This window comes from Palleronia sp., assembly GCF_042089775.1.
In the GTDB taxonomy this organism is placed as follows: domain Bacteria; phylum Pseudomonadota; class Alphaproteobacteria; order Rhodobacterales; family Rhodobacteraceae; genus Palleronia.
Genome location: NZ_JBELKF010000030.1, coordinates 1 through 21,963 on the forward strand (window position 1 = coordinate 1; position 21,963 = coordinate 21,963).

Sequence of the window (21,963 nt, forward strand, 5' to 3'; positions counted from 1 at the left end):
CCCCTCTTGTTCGAGGGCCGTGAATCATGCGGGCCGCACAGCCTCAACCTGATTGCTGGGTCCTGAGCCTAAGGTCGTCAGCCTCCGCATCTAGGCCATTTTCCCGCTACCCCGTGCAGATGCGGGACGTTGGCGGCTCAGGCGGCCCGCGGCTGGCGGCGGAGCCAGATGAGGGCGGCTCCAGCGAGGGTCAGGAACGGGATCATCGCGATGTTGACGGCAGCCCAGCCCTGCTCGGCCGTGCCGCCGGCGCAGTTCATCAGCCCGCCGGACGCCAGCGACGCGAGTGTGACGCAGCCGAACACGGCGAAGTCGTTCATGCCCTGGACCCGGCCACGCTCTTCCGGGGTGTGAGCGCCGGACAGCATCGTGGTCGCGCCGATGAAGCCGAAGTTCCACCCGAGGCCGAGAAGGACCAGTGCGCCGAAGAAGTTCGCCAGTTCGACGCCGGAAAGTGCGATCACGCCCGCTCCGGCAAGGCAGACCAAGCCGGCCGAGATGATCCGGGTGGTGCCGAAGCGCGCGATCAGGTGGCCGGTGAAGAACGACGGCACGTACATCGCTAGCACGTGCCCTGTCACCACGTCCGCCGCGCTGTTCCGCGAGAACCCGCACCCCACCACGGCAAGCGGCGTCGATGTCATCACCAGGTTCATCAGCGCGTAGGCGACCATGGCGCATATGATCGCGACGGCCACGGTGGGGGTGCGCAAAAGCTCGCGCCGGGTGCGGGCGACGGGGGCGTCGGGCGCGGGCATCGGCGGGCGCGGGATGCGCAGGCCAAAGAACAGCAGCGCGCCCACCGCGTTCAGCCCCACGATGCCGAGATACGTTCCGAGGAAGGGCACCACCATTGCGTCCGAGGTCGCCTTGACCAGTTGCGGCCCGAGGATCGCCGATACGAGCCCGCCTGCGAGCACGTAGGAGATCGCCTTGGGCCGGAAGCTTTCGGACGCGGTGTCGGCGGCGGCAAACCGGTAGAACCCGACCGAGGACATGAACGTCCCCGACAGAAGCGACCCCAGAAGGTAGATCGGAAAGCTGGCAAGGTAGAGCCCGGTCGCCCCGATGATCGCTCCCGTGGCACCTGCGGCCGCGCCCACCCAGAACCCCGCGCGACGGCCGTACCTCTGCATCAGGGACGACAGAGGCTGCGCCGACAGCATCGACCCCAGCACGATGAGCGAGATCGGCAGCGTCGCGAAGCAGGGGTTGGACGCGAGTGTCTGGCCGGCAAGGCCGCCGACCACGAAGATCGCGGGAAGCTGCGCGCCGAGGATCGCCTGCGCGGCGGTGAGAAGGGCGACGTTGCGCCGCTGGATATGGACGGGGGCGGTCATGCGACAGCCGTACCCCGGCGCCGCCGCGATGCAAGCACGAAAACTTGACCGCGCGGCTTTGTCCGGCACATGGAGGGGGCCGGGCACTGGAACGACAAGAGGGCGGGAGTTGATGCAGCGTGACGCGGGGATGCGGCTTCTGCTGCTTGGCGGAACGCAGGAGGCGCGGCAGGTGGCCCACGAGTTGCACGACCTTCCGGTGACCGTGTCTCTGTCCGATGACGCGCGGGAATCGCCCTCCTGCGGCACGCGGATCGGCGGGTTCGGCGGGGATGAGGGGTTTCGCGTCTTCCTTCTGCGCGAAGGCATCGCCGCGGTTCTGGACGCCACGCACCCATTCGCGGAACGGATCTCTCTCCGCAGCGCGCGGATTTGCGCTGAAACGGGCGTGCCCTACGTTCAGCTTCTGCGGCCGCAGTGGCGTCCGGGGCAGGGGGATCGCTGGCATCCCGCCGAGGACGAGGCCGGTGCCGGGGGGCTGCCTCCCACCGGCGCGCGGGTTTTGATCGTAACCGGCCGGCAGCGGCTGGAGCGGTTTGGACCGATGGAGCGGCGCTGCGTGTTCGTTCGGCGGAATGGACCGGCACCCGCGGGACCGCCGCCCTTTGCGGACGGGGCGTGGCAGGTCGGCGTGCCGCCCTACGCGCTGGGGGACGAAGAGCGGCTATTCCGGGCGCTGGCGCTGGACTGGCTGATCGTGCGCAACGCAGGGGGCGAGGCGAGCCGCGCGAAGCTCGACGCGGCCCGCGGGCTGGGGATGGAGGTTGCGATGATCCGAAGGCCTGCGCGCCCCGATGCCCCGCGGGTCGAAACAGAAGCCGCGCTCGAATGGGTGCGGCAGTTGGCGAAGAGGTCCTGATGGACGAGCGCATCATCACCGGACCCGCCTGTATCGAGGAGGGCACCGCATGGCTTGCCCGGCGGGACGAGGCCTTGGCGCGGGCGCGGGCCGAGACCGGTCCCTGGCCGGACCGGCTGCGCACCGGCGGCTTTCCGGCACTGGTGCAGGCGATCGTCAGTCAGCAGGTCAGCGTGGCCTCGGCCCGGGCGATCGGTGCGCGGGTCGAGGCGGCGGGGCTGCACGATCCGATCGTGGTGCGGGCGGCGGAGGACGAACTGTTCAAGGGATGCGGCCTGTCACGGCCCAAGGTCCGCTATGTGCGTGCACTGGCCGAGGCGGGGATCGACTTCGACTCCTTGGCGCACGCGCCGTCGGAGGAGGTTGTGGCGACCCTTGTGGCCGTGCCCGGCATCGGGCGCTGGACGGCGGAAATCTACGCGCTGTTCTCGCTTGGCCGGGCGGATGTCTTTCCGGCTGGGGATTTGGCGCTGCAGGAGGCCGCGCGGCTGCTATATGGCCTCGACGGCCGCCCGACGGAGCGTCAGCTCCGCGAGATGGCCGAGGCTTGGCAGCCCTGGCGCGGCGTGGCGGCGCGGGGGCTCTGGGCGTGGTATGCGCTCACGAAAAAGCGCGAGGGGGTGGATTGACCGGCTCAGGCCGGCTTGGCCGACCGCCTCCACGGAAACCAGCCGCGGCGGCGCGGACGCTCTGTCGTGCCACCGGGACGCAGCATCAGCATCGCGGGCGTGACCACGAGGGTCAGGATCGTCGCGACCACGAGCCCCCCGGCAATGGCCGAGGAAAGCTCGGTCCAGTACTGGGTGGAGGGCGCACCGTAGATGATCTCGCGCCCCACGAAGTCGATGTTCAGGCCGATCACCATGGGCAGAAGGCCGAGCGCCGTCGTCACCGATGTCAGCACCACGGGCCGCAGACGCTGGGCGCCGGTGCGCAGGGCCGCTTCACGCGGCTCCATCCCCTCGCGGCGGAGATCGTTGAACGTGTCGATCAGCACGATGTTGTTGTTCACCACGATACCGGCGAGCGCGATCACGCCCACGCCGCCCATGACGACGCCGAACGGGCGGCCCGTCACGACCAGCCCCAGAAGCACGCCCGCGATCGAGAAGACGATGGCGCTCATCACCACGAGGGACTGATAGAACGAGTTGAACTGGATCAGCAGGATGACGAACATCAGGACGATCGCCGAGACGAAGGCGGCGCCGAGGAAGGCCATGCTTTCGGCCTGGTCCTCGGCCTCGCCGGCGAAGGCCACCTCGGCCCCTTCGGGTAGCTCGGCGGCGTCGATGGCCGCTTGAAGGGTCGCCGTCTGGTCGTTCACCAGAAGGCCCGGTGCGACGTTGGCCTCAATGGTCGTGACGCGCTGCTCGTCGATGCGGCGGATGACGCCCACCCGCTCGGTCGGCTCGAACGTGACGAAGTTCTGGATCGGGACGAGCCCGGCCGAGGTGGGGACGCGCAGGTTGCCGAGTTCGGACAGGCTGCGTGCATCCGAAGGAAAGCGCACGCGGACCGGCAGCTCGCCATCGGCGTCCGAGGGACGGTAGTCGGTGACCTCGATTCCTTGCGTCAGCAGCTGCACCGCTTGCCCCAGGAGGCTGACATCGGCGCCGAAGCGCGCCGCCTCGGCGCGGTCGACGTTGATGGCAACCTCGACGCCGGGCAGGGGACGCGTATCGGTCACGTCTGTAAAGCCGCCGACCTTTTCCATGATCGCGCGAACCTGCACGGTCGCCTGTGTCTGGGCCGCGGGCGTGGGGGCGGTGACCTGCACGTTCACCGGCTTGCCTTGCGTCGGCCCGCCGCTTTCCGTCTGCACCTGAACCTGGATCCCGGCGATGTCGGCGGTCTTGTCGCGAATCTCGGCGCCGATGGTCTCGGCGGTCGGGCGCGTGTCCCAGTCGGTCAGATCGAGCTGGATCGTGCCGATCACGTCCTCGTCCTGCTGGCCCGAGGCGCCGATGCTCGAACGGGCGTAGATGCTCTCCACCCCCTCCTGACCGGCGATGCGATTCTCGACGGTGCGCACGAGCGCGTCGCGTTCGTAGATCGAAAGGTTGTCGCGGGCACGGACGGTGACCTGCATGAACTCGGGCTCGACCGACGGAAAGAACGAGACGCCGCTGCCGAACTGCCCATAGAGCGCAAAGCCGCCCAGAAGCATCGCCAGCGCCAGGAGCAGCGTCGTCACCGGGCGCAGGATCGCCCATTGGAGCAGGCGAACATAGGCCCCGGTGAACCCGCCGATGCGGCGCGGGTCGCCCTGTTCGGCCCCGTAGAGCGCGGCCTTGGCGCGGGCCGACTGCGGCTGGCGCTTGCCGATCACGCCGCCGAGCACGGGGATGAAGATCAGCGCCATGAAGAGAGACGCGAAGAGCGTCAGGATCACGGTGAGCGGCAGGTACTTCATGAATTCGCCGACGAGCCCGGTCCAGAACAGGAGGGGGAAGAACACCGAGAGGGTGGTCGCGGTCGAGGCGACGATGGGCCAGGCCATGCGCTTGGCGGCGTAGGAATACGCCTCGCGCGGAGAGTCGCCTTCCTGGAGGCGGCGGTCGGCGAGTTCGACCGTGACGATGGCGCCGTCCACCAGCATCCCCACCACGAGGATCAGCGAGAAGAGCACCACGATGTTCATGGTGAACCCCATGAACCAAAGCGCCGCGACGCCGGCGAGAAACGCGCCGGGGATCGACAGCCCCACAAGGATGGATGACCGGACGCCAAGCGCGAAGACGATGACGATCATCACCAGCAGGATCGCGGCGATGACGTTCGACTCGAGGTCCGAAAGCAGGTTGCGGACCTCGATCGACTGGTCCTGAAGGTAGGTGACGTTGACGCTGTCGGGCCAGTCCCGCGACAGCCGCTCGATCGCGTCGCGGGTCTGCTCGATCGTGTCGATGATGTTGGCGCCCGACCGTTTCGTGACTTCGAGCGCGAGCGCGGGCTGACCGTCGATGCGGGCGAAGCCGGTCGGGTCCTCGAACGAGCGGCGCACGGTGGCCACGTCGCCGAAGGTCACGACGGTGCCGCCGGCGACCTTGACCGGCATGGCCATGACGTCCTCGACGTCCTGGATGAGGCCCGGCACCTTCAGCACGATACGGCCGCCGCCGGTCTCGATTGCGCCGGCGGCGATCAGCATGTTGTTGCTCTGGATCTGCGCGATGAGCTGGTCGAAGGTCAGGTTGTAGGTCTGGAAGACCGTCGGGTCGATCAGCACCTCGAGGAACTCGTCGCGCGCGCCGCCGATCTCGACCTCGAGGACGCCAGGCAGGGACTCGACCTCGTCCTGCACGGTCTCGGCCAGATCGTTCAGGGTGCGTTCGGGGACCGGCCCCGACAGGACCGCCGTGATGATGGGAAAAAGCGCGGTGTTGACCTCAACGATGTTCAGTTCGCTCGCATCCGCGGGCAGGTCGCCCTGGACCGAATCCGCCGCGTCGCGCACCTTGTCGAGCGCCTCGTCGATATCGCCGCCCGCGGTGAACTCGAGCTGTACGCTGGCGAAGCCCTCGGCCGCTTCCGAGCGCATCTCTTCGAGGCCCTCGATCGATGCGAACTCTGTCTCCATCGGTTCGAGCAACAGTCGTTCGGCGTCGGTGGGCGAGATGCCGTCGACTGTGGTTGAGACGTAGACGATGGGCAGCGGAACCTCGGGGTTCGCCTCTTTCGGGATCGAGACGTAGGCGACCGCACCGACAGCAAGGATCATCGCGAGGGCGATCATCACCACCCGCGAACGCGAGAAGGCGGCTTCGATCAGGCCGTTCACTGCGCGGCCTCGTCGTCCGAGGCATCCGCGAGGTCCGTGCTCGCGGGCGCATCGGTCGCTCTGGCGGTCAGCCCGTCGGGCGCGGCGGTCGCCCGGACTTCTTCGCGGTTCTGCACGAAGCCTTGACCGATCGTGATGATCTGCGCGTCTTCAGGCAGGCCCGTGACCCAAACTCCGGTGAGGTCCGTCTTGACGATCTCGACGGAATGAAAAGCCACGTTCCCGTCTTCGACGACCTTGACGCCGAGCGCCCCCTCGGGGTCGAGCGAGACGATCGAGGGGCGGATGAAATGCGCCTGCGCCGTACCCGTGGGAATGACCACCTCGGCCGAAATGCCGGCAGGAATCGCGCCATCCTCGTTCGCGACCTCTATCTCGGCAAGGAAGGTGCGGGTTTCGGACTGGGCGGCCGAGCCGACGAAGGTGACGGTGCCCTCGCGCGTCTCGCCGGTGATGAAGCGGACTTCGGCGGTCTGGCCGCGCTCGATCCGGTCCAGGGCCTGCTGTGGCACCTGGATTTCGACCGTCAGGGGACGATTGTCCACGAGGCGGCCGACCTCTTCACCGGAGGCGACGAACTCGCCCGTGTCGAGGCTCAGCGTCTCCAGCCGGCCTGCGAATGGGGCGCGAATTTCCAGATCCTCAAGCGCGGCCTCGGCGTTGGTGACCGCCGCTTGCGCCGCGGCGGCCTCTGCCCGCGCGTCGGACACGCGGTCGGCGGTGGCGATGCCGCGTTCCTGCAGGGACTGGGCGTTCTCGAGCTCGCGTTGTGCACGGGCCAGCTGCTCGCGCGCCTGGGCGAGATCGGCCTCGGCGCGCGCGGCTGACAGGCGCGCGATGGGCTCGTCCTGTTCGACCCACGCGCCCTTGGTGACGAACAGTTCGGCCACGTTGCCCGATGCCTCGGCCCGCAGCGCGGTGTCCCGGTCGGGCTGGGCCTGCCCCTCGGACGAGAAGGTCAGCGTCACGGGCTCGGCCGAGCTGTCGCGCACCTGTACCGCCGGCGGTTCGCGCTCGGCCGTGGCGACCGGTGGCGCAGGCTCTTCGGGTGGAAGGACGAAGCCGCTGCCCATCCAGCCGATCACGGCCAGCAGGATCACCGCGGCGATCCAGATCGAGCGCGAGGCCCCTCGGTCGGTCTCGAACTCCAACGGGGGAGTGCCGGTCCGGTCGCTGTCGGCCATCGGTCTTTTCCTTCCGGTATACGCGGGAGACCCGCCCGATGTGACTGCGGCGTGCCACAGATCAAGTGCTGTCTTACCGAAATTCTGCGTGATGTGGCCTTATCCCGCGATCGACGCGAGATAGCCGCAGGCCGCAGGCCGCAGGTGCTGTACCTCTGCGCGTTGATACGTGCGGCGCGAAGGCTTAGGCAGGCGGGGGATCGAACCGAGGGGACGAGATTTGGCACGCACGTTGGAAAGCAAGCGCAGGGGCCCCGCTCCGGGCGAGGCGCGGTCGGTGGTGGTGTTCCTGCACGGCTACGGTGCCGACGGCGCGGACCTTCTGGGGCTGGCCGACCCGCTGGCCGAGCACATGCCCGTTACCGCCTTCCACGCGCCCGACGCGCCGGAGCAGTCGGTCGTCAACCCGATGGGATTCCAGTGGTTTCCGATCCCGTGGCTCGACGGGTCAGACCCGGCCGCGGCCGACGAGGCGATGGATCGGGCAGTCGCCGATCTCGATGCCTACCTCGATGCCGTTCTGGCCGAAGAGAGACTCCCTGCCGACCGCATGGTCGTTGTGGGCTTCAGCCAAGGCACGATGATGGCGCTGCACGTGGGCTTGCGCCGTGAGACAGAAGTAGCCGGGATCGTGGGCTTTTCCGGCCGGCTGTTGCGACCCGAGGCGCTGGAGGACGAGATTTCCGTGCGTCCGCCGGTCCTTCTGATCCATGGCGACCGGGATGATGTCGTCCCGCCCGCCTCTCTGCCCGCGGCAGCCGAGGCTCTTCAGGCCGCAGGAGTCGATGTCTTCGCCCATGTCTCGAAAGGTACGGCGCACGGCATCGCACCTGACGGTCTGTCGGTGGCGTTGGCTTTCATGCGCGACCGACTGGGCCTGGAGAGCTGAACGGCCGTCAACCATTCCTCAACCACCCAGCGTTATGTCCCGCGACGAGTGCGGCAGGCGCCGTCACGCTGTTCACACACAGGCGTCCGGTTGCGTCGGCCCGTCCCTTGCGTCTTGTGACGTATTGCTTAGACGGGGCGAAATGATCGTCAGAAGACGCTAGCCGGCAGAAGCCGGAGGAGAAGCCATGAAAGACGTCAACATTCGCCGTCCCGGCGACACGCTTGCCGATGCCATCCGGCAGCACCTGAAATTCTCGCTGGGCAAAAGCTCGGACGTAGCCACCGTGACCGACTGGCGCATGGCGCTCAGCCTCGCGGTCCGCGACCGGATCGTCGAGCCATGGTTCGCCTCGACCCGGGCCACCTACGAGAAGCAGGGCAAGCGGGTCTACTACCTGTCGATGGAGTTCCTGATCGGCCGCCTGCTCGAAGATGCGACCGTCAACCTGGGCCTGATGGACGAGGTGACCGAGTTCTTCGAGATGCGCGGCCTTGATGCCCGCGAGGTCATGCAGGACGAGCCCGACGCGGCGCTGGGCAATGGCGGCCTTGGTCGCCTCGCGGCGTGCTTCCTCGAGTCGATGTCCACCCTCGGCTGCCCCGCCTACGGCTACGGCATCCGCTATGAGCACGGACTGTTCCGGCAGAGCTTCGACGGCGGCCGCCAGATGGAGGCGCCCGAGGACTGGCTGAGCGAAGCCCATGCCTGGGAATACGAGCGTCCCGAGGCCCAGTACCGCATCGGCTTCGGTGGCCAGGTGAAGCAGCTCGGCAACCGCACCGTGTGGCAACCGTCCGAGACGGTGCTCGCCCGCGCTTACGACACGCCGATGGTCGGCTGGCAGGGGCGCTGGGCCAACACGCTGCGCCTGTGGTCGGCTCGGTCCGAGACGGTGTTTGACCTGAGCCGTTTCAACGCAGGTGACTATTACGGCGCCGCCGAGCCCGAGAACCTTGCCCGCACGATCAGCCGGGTCCTCTATCCCGACGACACGACGGAAAGCGGCAAGCGCCTGCGGCTGAAGCAGGAGTTCTTCTTCACCGCGGCGAGCCTGCGCGACATCCTGCGCCGGTTCGAAAGCGAGTATGACGACCTTGGCCTCCTGCCCGAGAAGGTGGCGATCCAGCTGAACGACACCCACCCCGCCATCGCCGGCCCCGAACTGGTGCGCCTGCTGGTGGACGAGAAGGGCATGGCGTTCGACGAGGCTGTCAAGGTGGCGCAGGGCTGCCTTGGCTACACCAACCACACACTTCTTCCCGAGGCGCTGGAGCGGTGGTCGGTCACGCTGATGACAGACCTCCTGCCGCGGCACATGCAGATCATCGAGATGATCGACGCGATGCACAAGGACGCTCATCCGGATCGCCAGGTCGAGATGATCGGCGGCGGAGACGTCCAGATGGGTCCGATCGCCTTCTTCATGGCGCACAAGGTGAACGGCGTTTCGGCGCTGCATACCGACCTGATGAAGGAGACGGTCTTCGCCGAGTTGAACCGTCTTCACCCGAACCGCATCGTCAACGAGACGAACGGCATCACGCCGCGCCGCTGGGTTCTGGCCGCGAACCCGCGCCTGTCCCGCCTCGTGACCGATGCCATCGGCGATGGCTGGGTCAACGACCTCGAGCGCCTGCAAGAGATCGAGCCGCTGGCCGATGATGCCAGCTTCCGCGACGCCTATGATGCCGCCAAGCGGGCGAACAAGGCCGACCTGGCCACGTATCTAGGCGAGCGTGGCCTTTCGGTCGATCCCGACGCGATGTTCGACGTGCAGATCAAGCGCATTCACGAATACAAGCGCCAGCACCTGAATATCCTGCAAACCATCGCGCTGTGGCAGGAGATGAAGGATGCGCCGCAGGGCAACTGGGTGCCGCAGGTCAAGATCTTCGGCGGGAAGGCGGCTCCGGGTTATGTCTTCGCCAAGGAGATCATCCACCTCATCAATGCGGTGGCGGATGTCATCAACGCCGATCCGGACACGTCGCACCTGCTGAAGGTCGCCTATCCGCCGAACTACAATGTCAGCCTTGCCGAGCGGCTGATTCCGGCTGCCGAGGTCAGTCAGCAGATCTCGACCGCGGGCAAGGAGGCCTCCGGCACGGGCAACATGAAGTTTGCCCTCAACGGCGCGCTGACCATCGGCACACTCGACGGAGCCAATGTCGAGATCCGAGACCTGGTGGGGGCGGACAACTTCTTCCTCTTCGGTATGACTGCGCCCGAAGTCGTCGCCCGCCGCGAGATGGCGGATCACGCGAGGCAGGCGATCGCGGCCGATCCGCGGCTCAAGCGGGCACTCGACGCGATCGAGGCCGGCGTCTTCGGCGAGCGCTTCCCGTCGATCATCGAGAATCTGACCGGCGCCGACTATTTCTGCGTCTGCTCGGACTTCAGCGACTACTGGCGCGCGAGCCGAGAGCTCGAGGCTGCGTATGGTGACCGGACGGCATGGACGCGCATGGCGATCCTGAACACCGCGCGCTCGGGGTGGTTCAGCTCGGACCGCACGATCCGGGGCTACATGGCCGACATCTGGGGCGCCAAGACGTTGACGATCGAGTAGGATGAGATTGACCAGTGCTTGCGAGCGGTGCTCCAGGGCCGGCCGGTAATCTTCGGGGGCCGACGCTGCTTCTGGACCTCGACGGGACGCTCGTCGATCCCGCACGTGGCACCATTGCGGCGGTCAGGGCGGCGCTTGTAGCGCTGGGACAGCCCGCTCGGCCTGCCGGTGACCTGCACTGGGTCATCGGGCCGCCGCTTCGGCAAAGCTTTGCGACGCTGCTTGGTGGACCGGAACGGGTCGAAGATGCCGTGGCGCTTTATCGCGCGGAATATGCCCGCGCCGGCATTTTCGACGCCCGCCCCTATGACGGAATTCATGCGGAGCTGGACCGGTTGGCGACCGCATACCGGCTGCTGCTGTGCACATCGAAGGCGCTGCCCTTCGCACGGCAAGTGGTGGCATGGTTCGGCTTCGCCCCGTATCTTGGTGGGGTCTACGGTGCAGAACTGGACGGGCGCTTCGACGATAAGGGCGACCTGATCGCGCACATTTTGGCACAAGAAGCGCTCGACCCCTCTCGCACCGTCATGATCGGCGACCGCAGCACCGATGCCGAGGCCGCGGTGGAAAACGGCGTGCGCTGCATCGGTGCATTGTGGGGCTATGGCGACGCAAATGAGCTGACACAAGGTGGCGCGACGCGGATTTGTGCCGCGCCCGCGGACCTGACCTCGTGTGTTGCCGCCGTGCTGGGTGCATAGCCGGGACGACCCGACTCTGCCGCCGATGCGCGGAAATCCGTCAAACCGCAATTTGCCGGGCCGGTGCCGTTGCCTTGGGGGCAGGACGGCTTAGCCTCTCTTGCATGACAGGCTCAGTTCGCAAACCCGCTTCGATCGTGGATCCCAAGGCTGCCCAAGCGCTCCACCAGGGGCGGCATGGCGATCCATTCTCTGTTCTCGGCCGCCACGGGGGGACCGTCCGTGCGCTGGATCCCGGTGCTGAACGGCTTTTTGCCGTGACCGAGGATGGAACAGAACATCCACTCGGTCGCGTTGCCGGCGGACTTTCGGTCTTTGCCGGTGAAGTGCCGGAGGACGCCCACTACTGGCTGCGCGGCTACGCCGGCGAGGACAGTTGGGAGTTCGAGGACGCCTACCGCTTCGGCCCCGTCATCGGTGAAATGGACGAGTACCTGCTGGGCGAGGGCACGCACCAGAAGATCTGGACCGTGCTGGGCGCGCACATCATGGAGCATGAGGGCCAGCACGGCACGCATTTCGCCGTCTGGGCGCCGAACGCGCAGCGGGTCAGCGTCGTGGGCGGGTTCAACCACTGGGACGGTCGCCGCCACGCGATGCGCCTGCGCGGCGCGACGGGTGTGTGGGAGATCTTCATTCCGAACGTCGGCGAAGGCGAGGCCTACAAGTACGAGATCCTCGGCTCCGACGGCCAGCTCCAGCCGCTGAAGGCCGACCCGGTCGGTTTCGGCAGCCAGCACCCGCCACAGAACGCCAGCATTGTCCGCCATATCGCCGGCTATGGCTGGAAGGACGGCGACTGGATGTCCGAGCGCCAGGACAGGCAGGCCCGGACGTCGCCGATCTCGGTCTACGAGGTCCATCTGGGCTCGTGGAAACGTGTCGCCGAAGAGGGTAACCGGCCGCTTTCCTATAGGGAAGCAGCCGAAGAGCTGGTGGATTACGTCCACGACATGGGGTTCACCCATATCGAGCTGTTGCCGATCAGCGAATATCCGTTCGACGGCTCGTGGGGCTATCAGCCGGTTGGCCTTTTCGCGCCGACCATCCGTTTCGGTCCGCCGCACGAGTTCCGCGACCTCGTGGATGCGGCCCACCGCAAGGGCCTTGGCGTGCTACTGGACTGGGTGCCGGGGCACTTCCCGTCTGACCCGCACGGGCTGGGGCTGTTCGATGGCACGCATCTTTACGAGCACGCCGACCCGCGCGAAGGGTTCCACCAGGACTGGAACACGCTGATCTACAATTACGGCCGAACCGAGGTGCGGAATTTCCTGACCTCGAACGCGCTCTACTGGCTGGACGAATACCACGTGGACGGCCTGCGCGTGGATGCTGTCGCCTCGATGCTTTACCGCGATTATTCGCGCAAAGAGGGCGAGTGGGTGCCGAACAAGCATGGCGGGCGCGAGAACCTCGAGGCAATCGATTTCCTCAAGGGCGCAAACATGACGACTTATGCCAACAGCCCCGGCATCATGAACGTGGCCGAGGAATCGACCTCTTTCCCGCAGGTCAGCCGGTCGGTGGACGAGGGTGGCCTGGGCTTTGGCTACAAGTGGAACATGGGATGGATGAACGACACGCTGCGATACATGGAAAAGGACCCGGTGTATCGCAAGCATGACCACCATCTGATGACGTTCGGCCTGCACTACGCGTTCAGCGAAAACTTCATCCTGCCGATCAGCCACGATGAGGTGGTCCATGGCAAGGGCTCGATGCTGGCCAAGATGCCGGGCAACGAGGACGAGAAGTTCGCCAACCTGCGCGCCTATTACGGCTTCATGTGGGGCCACCCCGGTAAAAAGCTGCTGTTCATGGGCTGCGAGTTTGCCCAGGCGTCGGAATGGAACCACAACACGCAGCTGTCCTGGGGCGTGCTGTCCGATCCGCGTCACGCGGGGATGCAGCGGATGGTCCGCGATCTGAACACGCTCTACCGGGACGAGCCTGCGCTGCACGCGCTGGACTGCGACCCGGCGGGCTTCCAGTGGATCGAGGCAAACGACGACCAGAACTCGGTCTATGCCTGGATCCGGCGTTCGGACGGATCGGACCCCGAGGTCGTGGTTGTCTGCAACTTTACCCCGGTGGAGCGGAACTACACCCTCGGCATGCCGCAAGAGGGGCGCTGGCGCGAAGCGTTCTGTTCGGACGCCGACGCCTATGGCGGCGGCGGGCGCGGCAACATGGGGGGCGTTGACGCCGGCGGAGAAAGCCTGAACGGCCAGCCGTCGCAGGCCAAGGTTTATCTGCCGCCGCTGTCGACAGTGATTTTTGTAAAAGAGGGCTGAGTCAGGCCCCGGGGGAAGAAATGGACAGCCACAAGAGACTTTCGTCCAAGACAATGGCGTTCGTCCTCGCGGGCGGTCGGGGCTCGCGCCTGAAGCAGCTGACGGACAACCGGGTGAAACCGGCTGTCTATTTCGGCGGCAAAGCCCGCATCGTGGATTTCGCGCTGTCCAATGCGCTGAACTCCGGCATTCGGAAGATGGCAATCGCGACGCAATACAAGTCGCACTCGCTGATCCGGCACTGCCAGCGCGGCTGGTCCTTTTTCCGCGCCGAGCGGAACGAGTACCTCGACATCCTGCCTGCCTCACAGCAGGTCAGCGAAGAGAAGTGGTATGTCGGCACCGCCGATGCGGTGACGCAGAACATCGAGATCATCGACAGTTACGGGATCGAATACATCCTGATCCTGGCCGGCGACCACATCTACAAGATGGACTACGAGGTGATGCTCGAGGAGCATGTGGCGACAAACGCCGACGTGACAGTAGGCTGCCTGACGGTCGACCGTCCGGAAGCCTCGGCCTTCGGCGTCATGGCGGTCGACGAGGATCTGCGCGTGACATCGTTCCTGGAGAAGCCGGCCGATCCGCCGGGAATGCCGGGCGACCCGGACAAGACGCTCGCCTCGATGGGCATCTACGTCTTCAAGTGGTCCTATCTGCGCGAGCTTCTGCTGAACGATCAGGAGCTGGCGGGTTCAAAGCACGACTTCGGCGGGGATATTATCCCCTACATCGTCAAGAACGGTCGTGCCCAGGCGCACCGCTTCACCGACAGCTGTGTCAAGCACAAGGCAACGGCCGAAGCCTACTGGCGCGACGTGGGCACGGTGGATGCGTATTGGCGGGCGAATATCGATCTGACCAATTTCGATCCCGACCTCGACCTGTGGGACAAGAACTGGCCGATCTGGACCTACTCCGAGGTCGTGCCGCCCGCGAAGTTCATCCATGACGAAGAGAACCGCCGCGGCCACGCGATCAGCTCGATGGTGGCGGGTGGCTGCATCATCTCGGGGACCGAGATCCGCAATTCGCTGCTGTTCACGAATGTCCACACGAACAGCTACTCGCAGCTCGAAGAGGCCGTGGTGCTGCCGCATGTCACCGTCGGCCGTCACGCCAAGCTGAGCAAATGCGTCGTGGATGCGCGGGTCGTGATCCCCGAGGGGCTCGTGGTCGGCGAGGACCCGGAGGAGGACGCCAAGTTCTTCGAGGTCTCGAAGGGCGGCGTCACGCTGATCACCCAGCCGATGATCGACGCTTGGAGCGCCGCCCAGTGATCCGTGTCCTTTCGGTGGCGTCGGAATGCGCGCCACTCGTCAAAACTGGAGGCCTGGCCGACGTGGCCGGCGCGCTGCCCCAAGCACTCGGCCGGCAAGATGTCGAGATGCGCACCCTCCTGCCGGGCTATCCGGCGGTGATGAAGGCCGTGGAAGCGGGGCGTGAGGTCTACTCCTGGAGCGAACTCTACGGCGGCCCGGCGCGGCTGATCGCGGCCGAGGCGGCGGGGTTGTCGCTGTTCGTGCTGGAGGCCGCGCATCTTTTCGATCGGTCGGGAGGCATCTACCTTGATGGCGACGGTGAGGATTGGTCCGACAACCCCGAGCGTTTTGCGGCGCTGTGCCGGGCCGGGGCCGAGATCTGCTGCGGCAGTGCAGGATGGCAGCCCGACGTGGCGCATGGCCATGACTGGCAGGCGGGACTGCTGCCGTACTTTCTGAAGAAGGACGGGATCACCCTGCCGTCGGTGATGACGATCCACAACATCGCCTTCGCCGGCATGGCCGAGCCGTCGCATATCCACCGCCTGGGAATGGACCCGGCCGATTTCCAGATGGACGGCTACGAGTTCTGGGGGCGGGTATCGCTGTTGAAGGCGGGGCTTTACTGGTGCGACCGGATCACGACGGTCTCGCCGCGCTACGCCCGCGAGCTGACGACTCCGGCGTTCGGCATGGGCTTCGAGGGGCTTATCTCGGCTCGCAGAGGTGATCTGACCGGCATCCTGAACGGCATCGACACCGACGCCTGGGACCCCGCCACGGATACCGCAATCCAGCAGTTTCGCAGCTTTCGCAGCAAGTCCGGGGCGGTTCGGGCGCTGCGGGAAGAGGTCGGCCTGCCGCCGTCCAACGGGCCGCTGGCCGTGGTCGTCTCTCGCCTGAGCGAGCAGAAGGGGCTGGACCTGCTGATCGAGGCGCTGCCCGAGTACCTTGAGGCGGGGGGGCAACTTGCGCTTTTGGGCGCCGGCAACCGATCTCTCGAAAACGCGTGGCGCGAGGCGGCGGAACGGCACCAGGGCGTCTCGATCAACATCGGCTATGAAGAAGCGCTGTCGCACCGGATGATGGCGGGGGGCGACGCCGTGCTCGTGCCGTCGCGGTTCGAGCCATGCGGCCTGACGCAGCTTTATGGCCTGCGCTATGGGGCGATTCCGGTGGTTGCGCGGGTGGGTGGCCTGGCCGACACGGTAATCGACGCGAACGACGCGGCGCTGCGCACGGGCGTCGCGACGGGAATCGTTCATTCGCCCGACAGCGTCGAGGCCCTGTCCCTCGCCCTGATCCGCATGGTAGAGCTTCACGCATCGCCGGATCTCTGGTCCCGCATGGGGCGCACCGCGATGCGTCACCCTGTCGGGTGGGACGTGTCCGCCGGCGAGTATGCTGACCTCTACAGGGATCTCGTTTCCACCTGATGCCAGAAAACATTTCGATCGCTGCGGGTCGTGCCGCTCCGCTGGGCGCGACCTTCGACGGTGACGGCGTGAATTTCGCCGTGTTCTCACAACATGCCGAGCGTATGGAGCTGTGCCTGTTCTCCGAAACCGGAGAAGAGCTGCGCATCGACCTCCCCGAGCGCAATGGCGACGTGTGGCACGGCTTCATTTCCGGGCTGACGCCCGGCACGCTCTACGGCTACCGCGCCCACGGCCCGTACCGCCCCTCCGAGGGGCACCGGTTCAATCCCGCCAAGCTCTTGGTGGACCCCTACGCCAAGCGGCTGACGGGGCATCCGAAATGGCACGACGCGCTGATGGGCTATACGGTGGGGGCGGACCACGACCGGACCCCCGACCCACGCGACAGCGCGCCCTACATGCCGCGTTCGGTGGTCGAGGACCCGGCGTTCTCGTGGGGGCGTGATCTGCCACCGCAGACGCCGGTCAGCCAGTCGATCATCTACGAGTCCCACGTGAAGGGCCTGACCGCGAACTGCGACGACGTGCGCTACCCCGGCACCTTCCTCGGGTTGGCGAGCGACCCGATGCTCGACTACCTGACCGACCTTGGCATCACCGCCATCGAGCTCTTGCCGGTTCAGGCCTTCCTGACCGACAGTTTCCTGCACGACAAGGGGCTGAGCAACTATTGGGGCTACCAGACGCTCGGCTTCTTCGCGCCCGAGCCGAAGTACCTTGCCCACGCGCAGATCAGCGAGTTCCAGCAGATGGTCGCGCGCCTGCACAGCGCCGGAATCGAGGTGATCCTCGACGTCGTCTACAACCACACCTGCGAGGGCAACGAGCTTGGGCCGACCCTGTCGTTTAGGGGGCTCGACAATGCAGCCTACTACCGGCTGCAGCCCGAAGACCGCCGCTATTACGTGAACGACACAGGCTGCGGGAACACGGTCAATGTCGATCACCCGATGGTTCTGCGCATGATCATGGATTCACTCAGATACTGGGTGGAAGTGATGCATGTGGACGGCTTCAGGTTCGACTTGTGCTCGACGCTCGGACGCGTGAACGAGGGCGGGTTCGATCCCGGCGCCGCATTCTTCGATGCCGTGCGGCAGGACCCGGTGCTGGGACAGGTCAAGCTGATCGCCGAGCCGTGGGACATCGGGCCCGGCGGCTATCAGCTTGGGGGGTTTCCCCCGCCGTTCCTCGAGTGGAACGACAAGTACCGCGACCGGGTGCGGATGTTCTGGCGCGGCGACAAGGGCTCGGTACCGGGTCTTGCCGACCGGTTGACGGGCTCGGCCCTGCAGTTCGACCATTCGGGTCGGCCGGCGACGACGAGCGTGAACCTTCTGACCGCCCATGACGGCTTCACCCTGCAGGACGTCGTCAGCTATGCCGAACGGCACAACGACGCCAATGGCGAGGGCGGCCACGACGGCCATGGCGAGAATTTCTCGGACAACCTTGGCATCGAGGGGGCGACGCAGGACGAGGACGTGATCGTCGCGCGGGCCCGGCGCAAGCGCAACATGATGGCGACGCTGATGCTGAGCCAGGGCACCCCGATGATCCTGGCGGGTGACGAGCTGGGAAACAGCCAGGGCGGCAACAACAACGCCTACTGCCAGGACAATCAGACAAGCTGGATCGACTGGGATTCGATGGACGCCGAGTTCCACGAGTTCACCCGCGCGATGATCCGGTTCCGAAAGACCCACCCGATCCTGCGGCAGAAGCTGTTTCTTCACTCGCAGGAACGCAGCCTCGACGGGCGCGAGGACATCTTCTGGTGGCGCTCGGACGGAACCCCCATGCGGCAGGAGGATTGGGATGATCCCACGTTCGATGCCCTGTCGATGGAGCTGCGCATGGCCGCCGAGACACCCGCCTATGGGGAGACTGAAGAGGCGATCTTCGCCGTGTTCAACAAGGGCGAGGCCCGCGACTGGACCCTGCCCGAGGTGCCGAAGGGCCTGTCCTGGGACTGGCGGATCGACACGTCGGACAGCGGCGCCGTCGGCGACCTCGTGACGGGTGTGGTCACCATCCCCGCCGACAGCGTGGCGGTGTTCCTGCAGTGGGGAGAAGCGGCATGAGCGATCGCGACGAGCTGGCCCGTGCCCTCGGCGTCCTGCCCGACTACAGGGATGCGACGGACAAGGTTCACGAGCTGACGCCCGAGGCGCGGGACGCGATCCTCGCCGCCTTTGGCGTTTTCACGGATGACGAAGTTACCGCGCGACTGGCCAGAATCGCCTCCGACCGCATCCTGCCCCTGTGGCAGGTGGTCGAGGCAGACGCACCGCTGCGCCTGCCCGCGCTCGACCGGCGGTCTTGGCGGCTGCTGCCCGAGGAAGGCGAGCCTCAGAAGGGGGAGGGCGCGGATCTTGGTGCGCTGCCCCTCGGCATCCACGCGCTCGAGGTGGAGGGCGAGCGTGCATGGCTTCTGTCGGCGCCTCTGCGCCTGCCCGAGCCGCCGCGCGCGTGGGGCGTAACGGTGCCGCTCTACGGTCTGGCCGATGACGGGCGGATCGGGACGTATCGCGATCTGCAGCGCGCCGCCGAAAGCCTGGGGGCGGCGGGCGCGGATTTCATAGGCGTGAATCCCGTTCATGCGGGGTTTCCCAGCGATGTCGGTGCGTTCTCGCCCTACGCCCCCGCGCACCGGGGCCGGCTGGCGACGATGCATGTCTATCCCGACGCCGAAGAGCCGCTGCCGGCCGACGAGTTGGTGGACTACGAAATGGCGCTGCCGGCCCGGATGGAGGCGCTGCGAGCAGCCTTCGCGCCCGACGCCAATTTCAAGGCCTGGCGCGAGCAGCAGGGTCCGGATCTCGAACGGTTCGCCCTGCACCAGGCGCTGAGCGCGCGATTTGGTACCTACTGGCCGGACTGGCCCGAGGCGATGCAGGATCCCGAAGGCGACGCGGTTCGCGCCTTCGCAGACGAACACGCGGACGAGGTGACGTTCCACGCCGGGTTGCAACACATGGCCGACCGGCAGCTATCCAACGCACAAGCGGCCGCGCTATCGGCAGGGATGCGGTTCGGACTCTACCTCGACCTCGCGGTCGGCACGCACCCTGCCGGGGCCGAAGCCTGGGGCCGGCCCGAGCTTTTCGCCCGCGGCGTCTCGCTTGGCGCACCGCCCGACGCATTTTCGGCCGAGGGGCAGAGCTGGGGCCTTGCGCCGCTCCGCCCCGACACGCTGGCCGAGGACGGATTCCGCCCCTTGCAGGCGATCCTGCGCAGCGCGTTGTCGCACGCCAAGCTCTTGCGGATCGACCACATCCTGGGATTCGAGCGGGCGTTCTGGGTTCCCGAGGGCGACCCGCCGGGCGCATACGTCGCCATGCCGCGCGAAGCGATGCTCGCCGTTGCCCGGATCGAGGCCGCGCGCGCGGGCGCAACCATCGTGGGCGAGGACTTGGGCAACATCCCCGACGGCCTGCGCGAGGCGCTCGAAGACAGTGGCATCCTCGGCTGCCGTGTGGCGCAGTTCGAACGCCAGTGGGAGAAGGGCGACACTGCCTTTTCTCCGGCAGAGGCCTATGCCCGCGGCGCACTGACCTCGTGGGGCAGCCACGACCTGCCCACTTGGGAAGGCTGGAAACAGGGGCGCGAGATCGACTGGCGCGTCACGGTCGGCGACATGGACGAGGCCGCGGCGACCGAGGCGCATGCACAGCGCAAGGCCGAGGTGGCGGCGTTCTGCGATCTGATCGGGGGCAAGACGCTGGACGACCTGCACGCCTTCCTGGCCGAGACGCCTTCGCGCCTCGTGGTCGCGCAGATCGAGGACCTTCTGGGGCGGGTCGAGCAACCGAACCTGCCGGGCACCGTCCACCAGCACCCGAACTGGCGGCGGCGGGCCGAGGTGCCGGCAGAGCAGATCGGCCAACTTGACGCGGTGCGTCGCACGTCCATCATCATGGGCAACAGGGACAGATAGGACCACCCATGGAACGGCTCACGATCGAGACGCAGCCCATCGACGGGCAAAAGCCCGGCACCAGCGGATTGCGCAAGAAGACCAAGGTCTTCATGCAGCAGCATTATCTGGAGAACTTCGTCCAGAGCATCTTTGACGGGATCGGCGGCGCCGAGGGCAAGACCTTGGTGCTTGGCGGCGACGGCCGCTTCTTCGGCGACCGCGCGGCGCAGGTGATCTTGCGGATGGCCGCGGCGAACGGGGCGACGAAGGTGATCGTGGGGCAGGGGGCGCTTCTGTCTACACCGGCGGCCTCGAACCTGATCCGCAAGCGGCAGACCGATGGCGGGATCATCCTGTCGGCCAGCCACAACCCCGGCGGCTTGGACGAGGATTTCGGCGTCAAGTTCAACAACCCGAACGGGGGCCCCGCGCCCGAGGACGTGACGAACCGCATCTTCGACGCGACCAAGAGCATATCGCAATACCGCATCATCGAGACGCAGGATCTGGACCTGTCGGCGCCGGGCGCGGTCCGGCTCGCGGACATGGAGGTCGAGGTCGTCGACCCCGTCGCCGACTATGCGGAGCTGATGGAGAGTCTCTTCGACTTCGACGCGATCCGCGGCCTGTTCAAGGGCGGTTTCCGCATGTGTTTCGACGCGATGCACGCCGTCACCGGTCCCTACGCGACTGAAATCATCCAGAACCGCCTTGGCGCGGCCGAGGGCACCGTCATCAACGCCGAACCCAAGCCGGACTTCGCCGGGGGCCACCCCGATCCGAACCCGGTCTGGGCGAAGGAACTGATGGAGGTCATGCACGGCGGCGACGCGCCCGACTTCGGCGCTGCGTCGGACGGTGACGGCGACCGCAACATGATCGTCGGGCCGTCGATGTACGTGGCGCCGTCGGACTCGCTCGCCGTGCTGGCGGCGAATGCCGAACGTGCGCCGGCCTATTCGAACGGTATCACCGGCGTCGCCCGCTCGATGCCGACCAGCCGCGCAGTGGACGTGGTCGCCGAGGAGAAGGGCCTCGCCTGCTACGAGACGCCGACCGGCTGGAAGTTCTTCGGCAACCTTCTCGACGACGGTCGCGTGCGCCTGTGTGGCGAGGAAAGCGCCGGCACCGGGGCGGATCACGTGCGCGAGAAGGACGGCCTGTGGGCAGTGCTTCTGTGGCTGAACATCCTCGCCGCAACGGGGCGCGGGGTGGTCGAGACGATGCAGGACCACTGGAAGACCTACGGTCGCAACTTCTACTCGCGCCACGATTTCGAGGGGATCGAGACCGAGAAGGCCAATGCCCTGATGGACGAGCTGCGGGACCGCCTGGGCGATCTGCCGGGCACGACGGCGGCAGGGCGCACGGTCGTCGAAGCGGACGAGTTTTCTTATACCGACCCGGTGGACGGCTCGACCGCGGCGCAGCAGGGAATCCGCATCTACCTCGATGGCGGCGCCCGCATCGTGCTGCGCCTTTCCGGCACCGGCACCTCCGGCGCGACGCTGCGGGTGTACCTTGAAGATCGGAGCGAGGATCCCGCGACCTTCGATACGGAGGTGCAGGAGGCGCTGTCCGACGTCATCGCCGCAGCGCATGAGATTGCCGGCATCGAACGCCACACCGGCCGGACCGAACCCGACGTTCGCGCCTGAAACTCGCGCCCGCGCGCATTCGCTCCGGGGCCCTCGCGGCCCCGGTTGCA

At 66.7% G+C, this 21,963-nt stretch carries 14 protein-coding genes; 11 read left to right on the forward strand and 3 right to left on the reverse strand.

Annotation, left to right across the window (positions count from 1 at the left end; genetic code table 11):
* Nucleotides 1-137 precede the first annotated feature (137 nt).
* Nucleotides 138-1,340, reverse strand: coding sequence for an MFS transporter (locus ACFDS3_RS09455; RefSeq protein ID WP_375262106.1), 1,203 nt, complete (start codon nucleotides 1,338-1,340; stop codon nucleotides 138-140).
* A gap of 112 nt (nucleotides 1,341-1,452) precedes the next feature.
* On the opposite strand from ACFDS3_RS09455, the gene ACFDS3_RS09460 reads away from it, so the two are divergent.
* Together ACFDS3_RS09460 and ACFDS3_RS09465 are read left to right on the forward strand one after the other, a co-directional pair.
* Entirely contained in the window at nucleotides 1,453-2,199 is a 747-nt protein-coding gene (locus tag ACFDS3_RS09460) for a precorrin-6A/cobalt-precorrin-6A reductase (protein ID WP_375262107.1), read from the forward strand.
* Nucleotides 2,199-2,828: a DNA-3-methyladenine glycosylase family protein gene (locus ACFDS3_RS09465; protein WP_375262108.1), complete on the forward strand. Its 630-nt coding sequence runs from the start codon at nucleotides 2,199-2,201 to the stop codon at nucleotides 2,826-2,828. The genes ACFDS3_RS09460 and ACFDS3_RS09465 overlap by 1 nt, the downstream gene beginning before the upstream one ends.
* A gap of 5 nt (nucleotides 2,829-2,833) precedes the next feature.
* On the opposite strand, the gene ACFDS3_RS09470 is transcribed toward ACFDS3_RS09465, so the two are convergent.
* Nucleotides 2,834-5,983, reverse strand: a complete 3,150-nt coding sequence (locus tag ACFDS3_RS09470; protein ID WP_375262109.1) for an efflux RND transporter permease subunit — start codon at nucleotides 5,981-5,983, stop codon at nucleotides 2,834-2,836.
* A complete protein-coding gene (locus ACFDS3_RS09475) occupies nucleotides 5,980-7,167 on the reverse strand; it encodes an efflux RND transporter periplasmic adaptor subunit (RefSeq protein ID WP_375262110.1) in 1,188 nt (395 codons plus the stop codon). The genes ACFDS3_RS09470 and ACFDS3_RS09475 overlap by 4 nt, the downstream gene beginning before the upstream one ends.
* A 220-nt stretch (nucleotides 7,168-7,387) precedes the next feature.
* Between ACFDS3_RS09475 and ACFDS3_RS09480 the strand changes: the two genes are divergently transcribed.
* The 9 genes from ACFDS3_RS09480 (at nucleotide 7,388) to ACFDS3_RS09520 (ending at nucleotide 21,913) form a co-directional block, all read left to right on the forward strand.
* Nucleotides 7,388-8,056, forward strand: a complete 669-nt coding sequence (locus tag ACFDS3_RS09480) for an alpha/beta hydrolase (RefSeq protein ID WP_375262111.1) — start codon at nucleotides 7,388-7,390, stop codon at nucleotides 8,054-8,056.
* 187 nt (nucleotides 8,057-8,243) lie between these two features.
* Entirely contained in the window at nucleotides 8,244-10,628 is a 2,385-nt protein-coding gene (locus ACFDS3_RS09485) for a glycogen/starch/alpha-glucan phosphorylase (protein WP_375262112.1), read from the forward strand.
* Between the two features lie 14 nt (nucleotides 10,629-10,642).
* Nucleotides 10,643-11,332: an HAD hydrolase-like protein gene (locus ACFDS3_RS09490; protein WP_375262113.1), complete on the forward strand. Its 690-nt coding sequence runs from the start codon at nucleotides 10,643-10,645 to the stop codon at nucleotides 11,330-11,332.
* A 104-nt stretch (nucleotides 11,333-11,436) separates the two neighbouring features.
* A complete protein-coding gene (glgB, locus tag ACFDS3_RS09495; protein ID WP_375262114.1) occupies nucleotides 11,437-13,629 on the forward strand; it encodes a 1,4-alpha-glucan branching protein GlgB in 2,193 nt (730 codons plus the stop codon).
* 20 nt (nucleotides 13,630-13,649) lie between these two features.
* A complete protein-coding gene (gene glgC / locus ACFDS3_RS09500; RefSeq protein ID WP_375262115.1) occupies nucleotides 13,650-14,912 on the forward strand; it encodes a glucose-1-phosphate adenylyltransferase in 1,263 nt (420 codons plus the stop codon).
* Complete coding sequence (gene glgA, locus ACFDS3_RS09505) at nucleotides 14,909-16,330, forward strand: glycogen synthase GlgA (RefSeq protein ID WP_375262116.1); 1,422 nt, start codon at nucleotides 14,909-14,911, stop codon at nucleotides 16,328-16,330. The genes glgC and glgA overlap by 4 nt, the downstream gene beginning before the upstream one ends.
* Nucleotides 16,330-18,417, forward strand: a complete 2,088-nt coding sequence (gene glgX, locus ACFDS3_RS09510; protein WP_375262117.1) for a glycogen debranching protein GlgX — start codon at nucleotides 16,330-16,332, stop codon at nucleotides 18,415-18,417. Before glgA ends, glgX begins: the two co-directional genes overlap by 1 nt.
* Nucleotides 18,414-20,273 carry a 4-alpha-glucanotransferase gene (malQ, locus tag ACFDS3_RS09515; protein WP_375262118.1) on the forward strand — a complete coding sequence of 620 codons (1,860 nt, stop codon included), beginning with the start codon at nucleotides 18,414-18,416 and terminating at the stop codon, nucleotides 20,271-20,273. The genes glgX and malQ overlap by 4 nt, the downstream gene beginning before the upstream one ends.
* A gap of 8 nt (nucleotides 20,274-20,281) precedes the next feature.
* The gene (locus ACFDS3_RS09520) at nucleotides 20,282-21,913 is read left to right on the forward strand and encodes an alpha-D-glucose phosphate-specific phosphoglucomutase (protein WP_375262119.1); all 1,632 of its coding nucleotides are present in this window, start codon (nucleotides 20,282-20,284) and stop codon (nucleotides 21,911-21,913) included.
* Nucleotides 21,914-21,963: the final 50 nt, after the last annotated feature.

What these genes read in the sequence shown, in the direction of transcription:
- ACFDS3_RS09455 (WP_375262106.1), bottom strand. Translation starts at nt 1,340, where the DNA reads ATGACCGCCCCCGTCCATATCCAGCGGCGCAACGTCGCCCTTCTCACC.
- ACFDS3_RS09520 (WP_375262119.1), top strand. Translation starts at nt 20,282, where the DNA reads ATGGAACGGCTCACGATCGAGACGCAGCCCATCGACGGGCAAAAGCCC.
- ACFDS3_RS09485 (WP_375262112.1), top strand. Translation starts at nt 8,244, where the DNA reads ATGAAAGACGTCAACATTCGCCGTCCCGGCGACACGCTTGCCGATGCC.
- ACFDS3_RS09475 (WP_375262110.1), bottom strand. Translation starts at nt 7,167, where the DNA reads ATGGCCGACAGCGACCGGACCGGCACTCCCCCGTTGGAGTTCGAGACC.
- glgX (WP_375262117.1), top strand. Translation starts at nt 16,330, where the DNA reads ATGCCAGAAAACATTTCGATCGCTGCGGGTCGTGCCGCTCCGCTGGGC.
- ACFDS3_RS09460 (WP_375262107.1), top strand. Translation starts at nt 1,453, where the DNA reads ATGCAGCGTGACGCGGGGATGCGGCTTCTGCTGCTTGGCGGAACGCAG.
- glgB (WP_375262114.1), top strand. Translation starts at nt 11,437, where the DNA reads ATGACAGGCTCAGTTCGCAAACCCGCTTCGATCGTGGATCCCAAGGCT.
- malQ (WP_375262118.1), top strand. Translation starts at nt 18,414, where the DNA reads ATGAGCGATCGCGACGAGCTGGCCCGTGCCCTCGGCGTCCTGCCCGAC.
- ACFDS3_RS09465 (WP_375262108.1), top strand. Translation starts at nt 2,199, where the DNA reads ATGGACGAGCGCATCATCACCGGACCCGCCTGTATCGAGGAGGGCACC.
- glgC (WP_375262115.1), top strand. Translation starts at nt 13,650, where the DNA reads ATGGACAGCCACAAGAGACTTTCGTCCAAGACAATGGCGTTCGTCCTC.